Genomic DNA, 7,106 nt, shown 5'->3' on the forward strand with positions numbered 1-7,106 from the left:
AGGTTAAATATAATTTTAAACGGAGGACAGTACATGAGAATAAAAGAAACATTACTTAGTTTCATGAAAGAAGAAGCATATAGACCAATGGATATTCAAGAACTTGTTTCAGTTTTTGACATTAATCCAGATGAGTATAAAGCTTTTAAGAGAGCATTAAAGGTAATGGAATTAGAAGGTTCAATAGTAAGAACTAAAAAGGATAAATTTGCAGTTCCTGAAAAATTAGGATTAATAAAAGGTAAGCTTCAAGCTCATAAAAAAGGATTTGGATTTTTAATACCGGAAGAAGAAGGGGAAAGAGACGTATTTATTCCAAGTTCATTTATTAATGGAGCAATGAATAATGATAGAGTACTTGTTCAAATTACTAGAGATGATGTTAATGGTAAGAAAAGAGAAGGTGAAGTTGTAGAAGTACTTGAAAGAGCAAATAATAAAATAATTGGTATATATGAAGATAGTAGAAATTTTGGATTTGTAGTTCCTGAAGATACTAGATTAAATCAAGATATATTTGTTTCTAAGAAAGATAAAAATGGAGCTAAACATGGAGATGTAGTTATAGTAGAAGTAACTCAATGGCCAGAAAAAAGAAGAAGCCCAGAGGGAATTGTTAAAGAAGTTTTAGGCCAAAAGGGAGAAAAGGGTCTAGATATTTTAACTATAATAAAGAAATATGGTCTTCCTGAAGAGTTTCCACCAAAGGTTTTAGCATATGCAGAGGGGATTTCTGAAGAAATAGAAGAAAAAGAAATTCAAAGAAGAAAAGATATTAGAAATCTTAGAATGGTTACTATAGATGGTGAGGATGCAAAAGATCTTGATGATGCTGTTTCTATAGAAAGATTAGATAATGGTAAATATAGATTAGGTGTTCATATTGCAGATGTTACACATTATGTAAGAGAAAAGAATCCACTAGATAAAGAGGCGTTAAAAAGAGGTACTTCTGTATATTTAATAGATAGAGTTATACCGATGTTGCCTAAAAAGCTGTCTAATGGAATTTGTTCACTTAACCCACAAGTTGATAGATTAGCATTAAGTTGTTTTATGAGTATTGATAATAAGGGAAAAGTCTGTGATCATGAAATAGCTGAAACAGTTATAAAAACATCTGAAAGAATGACTTATACAGATGTTACTAAAATATTAAGAGATAATGATGAAGAGCTTATTAAGAGATATGATTACTTAATAGATGATTTTAAAACAATGCAAGAGCTATGTTTAATTCTTAGAGAAAAAAGAATGAAAAGAGGGGCTATAGATTTTGACTTTGAAGAATCTAAAATAATATTAAATGATAATGGTAAGCCAATTGATATAAAGCCTTATGAAAGAGAAATAGCAAATAGAATGATAGAAGAATTTATGCTTGTTTGTAATGAAACTATTGCTGAGCATATGTTCTGGACTAATTTACCTTTTGTATATAGAGTTCATGAAAGCCCAGATGAAGAAAAATTAGAGAAATTTAGAGATTTCATCTATAACTTAGGATATACAATGAAAGTATCTCAAGATATCCATCCAAGAATTCTTCAAGACGTATTAGAAAAAGTAAAGGGTAAAAAAGAAGAAACAGTAGTTAGTACTCTTTTATTAAGAAGTATGATGAAGGCAAAATATACGCCTGAATGTTCAGCACACTTTGGATTAGCTGCAACTTACTATTGTCATTTTACATCACCAATAAGAAGATATCCTGATTTACAAATTCATAGAATAATTAAGGAATATTTAAATGGTAAAATTGATGAAAAAAGAGCTACTAGATTAGCTCCTATAGTTGATATAGCGGCTAAACAATCATCAGAAATGGAAAGACTTGCAGAAGAAGCTGAAAGAGAAGTTGATGATTTAAAGAAAGCAGAATATATGATGGATAGAATTGGAGAAGAGTTCGAAGGAATTATTTCTTCAGTTACATCATTTGGTATATTTGTTGAACTTCCAAATACAATAGAAGGACTTGTTCATATAACTGATTTAGATGATGATTATTATGTTTATGATGAGCAACATTTAATGTTATTAGGACAAAGAACAAGAAAAATATATAGACTTGGAGATTCTGTAAAAGTAAAATGTGCTAAAGTTGATATTGATAATAGAGAAATCTTCTTTGATATATTAGATAGTGAACAAAACTTAGAAGAAATTGTACCAAGTGAAGAAACAGCTTCAATAATTGCAGAAGTAAAAAAAGAGTTTGGAACAAAACCAGAAGAAGAAGCTTTTGATGTTTAAGAAGGATTTGAACCGGAAGAAGAGTTTAATGAGTAATTGAATAAAAGTGCGAAACACTCTTACTTATTCACTCTTCACTAAATAAATTGCTTCGTAATTTATCTGTGTTGTACTTTTAAATGCTTCTTGATATAATTAAGAAAAACGCGTAATAAAAAGTGGGTGAGAGTATGGCAAGAGTTAAAAATAGTAATTCTTTAGCTGAAAATAGAAAAGCTCGTCATGATTATTTTGTTGAAGAAACAATGGAGGCGGGAATTGAATTAGTAGGGACAGAAGTTAAATCTATTAGAGGTGGTAAATGTAATTTAAAGGATTGTTATGCTGATATAAAAAATGGGGAAATATTTATTTTAAATATGCATATTAGTCCTTACGAACAAGGAAATATATTTAATGTTGAACCATTAAGAGAGAGAAAGCTTTTACTTCATAAAGAGCAGATTGGTAGACTTGCAGGATTAGTATCTAGAGATGGATATACATTAGTTCCATTATCATTATATCTAAAGAATGGAAGAGTTAAGGTTGCTCTTGGAATCTGCAGAGGTAAAAAGAATTATGATAAGAGAGATTCAATGTTAGAAAAAGCTCATAAGAGAGATATTGAACGTCAAATGAAAGAAAGAAATAGATATTAAAAAAATAGCTCAATAAGAATTGTACTTATTGAGCTATTTTTATTAATAAGAAAGTTTTATGTTTTTTTCTTTCCAACCCAAATCAAAGGGCATATTTGAAATGTTAAATAAATTACTATCTATTAAAGGATACCCATTAGAATCATATCCAGAAATTATTGCTTTATGGTCTGTAAAAAATGATTTATCAAAGCGGATAATATCATCTTCCTTATAACTGCTAGATACCTCATAATTAGGATTAATTCTTGTTGTATAAGGTAAAGTTACTTCAGATAATGTAAAAATATAATTATCTAAATCATCATTAAATATATCAGAATAATAATCTTTATCTATATAAAAAGAATTATTAGATTTATCTGTAGTATAAAGAGTTAATATATGTGGAATTGTTAAGGTGAATTTATTTGCAGCAACTTGTTTGTTGTGTATATAGTTAAAAGTATAGTGTTCATCTAAATCAACAATAATTTTATTATCATTTCTAATAATATTATTTATAATTACTAATGAATTAATTGAAGTAAAAATTATAGCTCGTTCTAAAGCCCAATCCCTCAAATAAGAAATTCTTTTAAATTCATAGCTTAGCGAATATTGACCATTTGCTGAAGAAGTACCGTAATAATCATAAAGTCGTGAAACTTTACCATTTAAAAAACCATCATTTCTTGTATTAAAAGCTGATGTTATAAAGGCGTTTAATTCATCTTCATATGGATCGATAGAATCTTCAGGTATATTAGAATTATCAAAGCTACCAACACTAGTACTAATATTTATGCTATTTAATAGTTTATTTTTAGAAACATAATTACTAGGATGTACTTTACCTATACAATAGAAAAAATAAGCAAATAAGTTTATTATTAAAATATAATAAAATACTTTAAATATGATATTTTTAATGGCTATTTTAGATTTATTATCTTTATCGTTTGGCATAATATCACTCCTTTAAGTGAAAATCCATAAGTAAAATTATAATTTAGTTAAAAGTACTTATAAATAATAAATTCAAAACAAGTTATATTATAGAAAAAGTACTATATATAGTATTATCTATTTTGAAAGAATTATTTACCAAATTTAAAATAACAATTATTTTAATATACAAATATATAAGTGAAATTATTCCTATATGAGTGAAGCTGCAAATTTTGATTAAGTTAATTGAAGTTATATATTTATTTTTTTAAGAATATATTTCATAATAATAAGGGAAAAATATTAAGAATTAAGTGTGAAAGTATTTAAAAAATGATAAAATAGTAATTGATTTCAAAAATAATGGAGGAAAAAGGTTAATGGCATTAAATATAATTGACATAGCAAACCTAGCAGGAGTATCAAAATCTACTGTCTCTAGATATTTAAATAATGGATATGTTAGTGAAGAAGCAAGAGAAAAAATAAAGAAAGTACTTGATGAAACAGGTTTTACGCCTCAAAGACAAGCCAAGGGGATGAGAACTAAAAAAACTAACTTAATTGGAGTAATAGTTCCTAAGATAAGCAGTGAAACACCAGCAAGGGTGGTTGAAGGAATTACAGAAGTTTTATCACCTAATGGATATGATATTTTAATAGCAAATACAAATTTATCTATAGAGAAGGAGTTAGAATATCTTAATATATTCAAATCAAATCAAGTTGATGGAATAATATTTATGGCAACTAAAGTAACAGAAAAACATGTAAAAGCAATTGAAAGTTTAGAAGTTCCAATAGTTGTTGTTGCACAGGATATTAAAGAGTGTTCATCTGTATTTTTTGATGAATTTCAAGCAACAGAAGATATAACTAATTATATAATTAAAAAAGGTCATGAAAAATTAGGTTATATTGGTGTCTATGAAGAAGATATAGCTGTTGGACTTTATAGAAAACAAGCTTACATAAAGACTCTTGAAAAAAATAATATTAATATAAATTATGAAAATATTAAAATTGGTGATTTTAATGAGGAAAGTGGATATAGGCTAGCTAAAGAGATAATGGAAGGCAAAAATACGCCTACAGCAATTGTTGCTGTTACTGACAATTTAGCTCTAGGGGCAATAGAGTATTTATTAGATAATAATTATAAGGTGCCAGAGGATATAGCAGTAGTTGGTATGGGAGATTCTAAGATTTCTAGAGTAATAACACCAAAGCTTACAACAGTACATTATCACTATAAAACGGCTGGAAGAAAAGCAGCAGAGATAATTTTAAAAAAGCTAAATAATGAAATAGATAAAAAAGAAAAAGTGGTAAAAAAAGTAAAGATAAATTGTTTACTAGTTGAAAGAAATAGTGTATAATATGGTTATGAAAAGGTTTTAAATGGTTTTTATGTGGGAATGTTCCTATATAAAAACTATTTAAAATTAAAAATAATAAATTTATATAAAAACACTATAAATTTCCTATATAAAATTTTAAATAAACTATAGACTTATATAAAATTAAATTATATAATCATATTCAAATTGAATAATAACAAATTTCGACATAACTAGTAAGACAAAAATGAAAACGTAAAACAATTTATAAAAATGGTGGGAACATTACCACATTTTTAAATAAATATTGTGGGAACATTACCACTATGCGAATAAGTCCTTTAATACAAGGAAATTATAAGATTATAAAATTATTAAGGAGGATTTTAAAATGGGGTCTAACAAGTATTATGATGCAGCTCAAGATATATTAAAATATATCGGTGGTGCAGAAAACATTGCAAGTGCAGCACATTGTGCAACAAGATTAAGAATGGTATTAAAAGAACAAGGTTTAGCTAATAAAGAAGAGCTGGAAAAACTAGACATAGTTAAAGGAGCATTTATTAATGGGGGACAATTCCAAGTTATTATTGGACAAGGGACTGTTAATAAAGTATATGCAGAGCTAATAAAAATTTGTGGAATAACTGAAATGAGCACAGCAGAAGTAAAACAAGAAGGTGCTAAGAAATTAAACCCATTTCAAAAGTTAGCTAAAATATTATCTGATATATTTGTACCAATTATACCAGCTATAGTTGCAGCAGGACTTTTAATGGGTATAATGGGAATGCTAAGTAAGTTTGGATTAGATCAATATACAAACACTTGGTGGTGGATGATGCTTGATTGGTTTAGTTCAGCAGCATTTATATTCTTACCAATATTAGTTGCTATAAGTGCAGCAAAGGTATTTGGAGCTAATCCGTATTTGGCAGCAACAATCGGTGGAATTATGATTCATCCAGCTTTAATGAATGCATGGGATCAAGGTGCTGGATATGAAACTATTAAAGTTTTAGGAATAATTGATATGCCATTACTTGGATATCAAGGAACTGTGTTACCTATATTACTTGTAGTATTTATTATGTCATATATAGAAAGAGGAACTAGAAAAATTGTTCCAGAATTACTAGATATATTATTAACTCCATTAATAACAGTATTAATAACTGGATTCTTAGCTTTAGCAGTTATAGGACCAGCAGCTAATATCATTGGAGTTGGAATTAGTTCATTCTTAACATTTGCCATAACGAAGCTTGGAATAATAGCAGGGCTTTTATTTGGTGGAGCATATTCATCAATAGTTATAACTGGTATCCATCATAGCTTCCATGCTGTAGAACTTGGGCTTTTAGCTGATACTGGTATAAATACATTATTACCAATTTGGTCAATGGCAAATGTAGCTCAAGGTGGAGCTTGTTTTGCAGCATTCTTATTAACTAAAAATAAAAAGATGAAGGCTGTTGCTCTTCCATCAGCAATAAGTACATTATTTGGTATAACTGAAGCAGCTATATTTGGTGTTAACTTAAGATATAAAACTCCATTTATAGGTGCAGCAATAGGTGGTGCTGTAGGTGGTGCATATGTAGTAGCCATGAAGGTTGGAATGACTGCAGTTGGTGTTACTGGAATACCAGGAATAGCAATAACAAATTCTACTTCAATGTTAAACTATATCATAGGAATGATTATAGCAATAGGTGTTGCTTTTGCAGCTACTATGATAATGGGAATTAAAGAAGAAGCTTAATTATAAATTTAACTAAGATTTTATATTTATAATTAATAGAATAAAGTTACTTCTACGAACGCATATTAGTAGTGAGTTTATTTTAAAAAGTAAGTGGTGTTAGTATAAAGTAGTGGACACATTAAGACGAACTAAGTTAAAATAATATTTAGTTAAGAAAGGATGTGTCCA

General features: G+C 28.0%; 5 protein-coding genes. 4 read left to right on the forward strand and 1 reads right to left on the reverse strand.

Going from position 1 to position 7,106, the window contains the following annotated elements; all coding sequences use genetic code 11:
* Window positions 1-33 precede the first annotated feature (33 nt).
* Both rnr and smpB read left to right on the forward strand, forming a co-directional pair.
* The gene (gene rnr, locus HCG76_RS08220; RefSeq protein ID WP_221699869.1) at window positions 34-2,256 is read left to right on the forward strand and encodes a ribonuclease R; all 2,223 of its coding nucleotides are present in this window, start codon (window positions 34-36) and stop codon (window positions 2,254-2,256) included.
* Between the two features lie 170 nt (window positions 2,257-2,426).
* Window positions 2,427-2,897: an SsrA-binding protein SmpB gene (gene smpB, locus HCG76_RS08225; protein ID WP_195988641.1), complete on the forward strand. Its 471-nt coding sequence runs from the start codon at window positions 2,427-2,429 to the stop codon at window positions 2,895-2,897.
* 42 nt (window positions 2,898-2,939) lie between these two features.
* Here smpB and HCG76_RS08230 read toward each other — a convergent pair whose 3' ends face one another.
* Window positions 2,940-3,845 carry a hypothetical protein gene (locus HCG76_RS08230; RefSeq protein WP_221699870.1) on the reverse strand — a complete coding sequence of 302 codons (906 nt, stop codon included), beginning with the start codon at window positions 3,843-3,845 and terminating at the stop codon, window positions 2,940-2,942.
* A 362-nt stretch (window positions 3,846-4,207) separates the two neighbouring features.
* Between HCG76_RS08230 and HCG76_RS08235 the strand changes: the two genes are divergently transcribed.
* Both HCG76_RS08235 and HCG76_RS08240 read left to right on the forward strand, forming a co-directional pair.
* Window positions 4,208-5,206 carry a LacI family DNA-binding transcriptional regulator gene (locus tag HCG76_RS08235; RefSeq protein ID WP_221699871.1) on the forward strand — a complete coding sequence of 333 codons (999 nt, stop codon included), beginning with the start codon at window positions 4,208-4,210 and terminating at the stop codon, window positions 5,204-5,206.
* Window positions 5,207-5,558: 352 nt separating this feature from the next.
* The gene (locus tag HCG76_RS08240; RefSeq protein WP_221699872.1) at window positions 5,559-6,935 is read left to right on the forward strand and encodes a sucrose-specific PTS transporter subunit IIBC; all 1,377 of its coding nucleotides are present in this window, start codon (window positions 5,559-5,561) and stop codon (window positions 6,933-6,935) included.
* The last annotated feature ends 171 nt before the right edge of the window (window positions 6,936-7,106 follow it).

Source organism: Clostridium sp. K13 (genome assembly GCF_019734195.1).
Classification (GTDB): Bacteria; Bacillota; Clostridia; order Clostridiales; family Clostridiaceae; genus Clostridium.

Coding starts and splice junctions, on each gene's coding strand:
- HCG76_RS08230 (WP_221699870.1), bottom strand. CDS start 3,845: ATGCCAAACGATAAAGATAATAAATCTAAAATAGCCATTAAAAATATC.
- HCG76_RS08235 (WP_221699871.1), top strand. CDS start 4,208: ATGGCATTAAATATAATTGACATAGCAAACCTAGCAGGAGTATCAAAA.
- smpB (WP_195988641.1), top strand. CDS start 2,427: ATGGCAAGAGTTAAAAATAGTAATTCTTTAGCTGAAAATAGAAAAGCT.
- HCG76_RS08240 (WP_221699872.1), top strand. CDS start 5,559: ATGGGGTCTAACAAGTATTATGATGCAGCTCAAGATATATTAAAATAT.
- rnr (WP_221699869.1), top strand. CDS start 34: ATGAGAATAAAAGAAACATTACTTAGTTTCATGAAAGAAGAAGCATAT.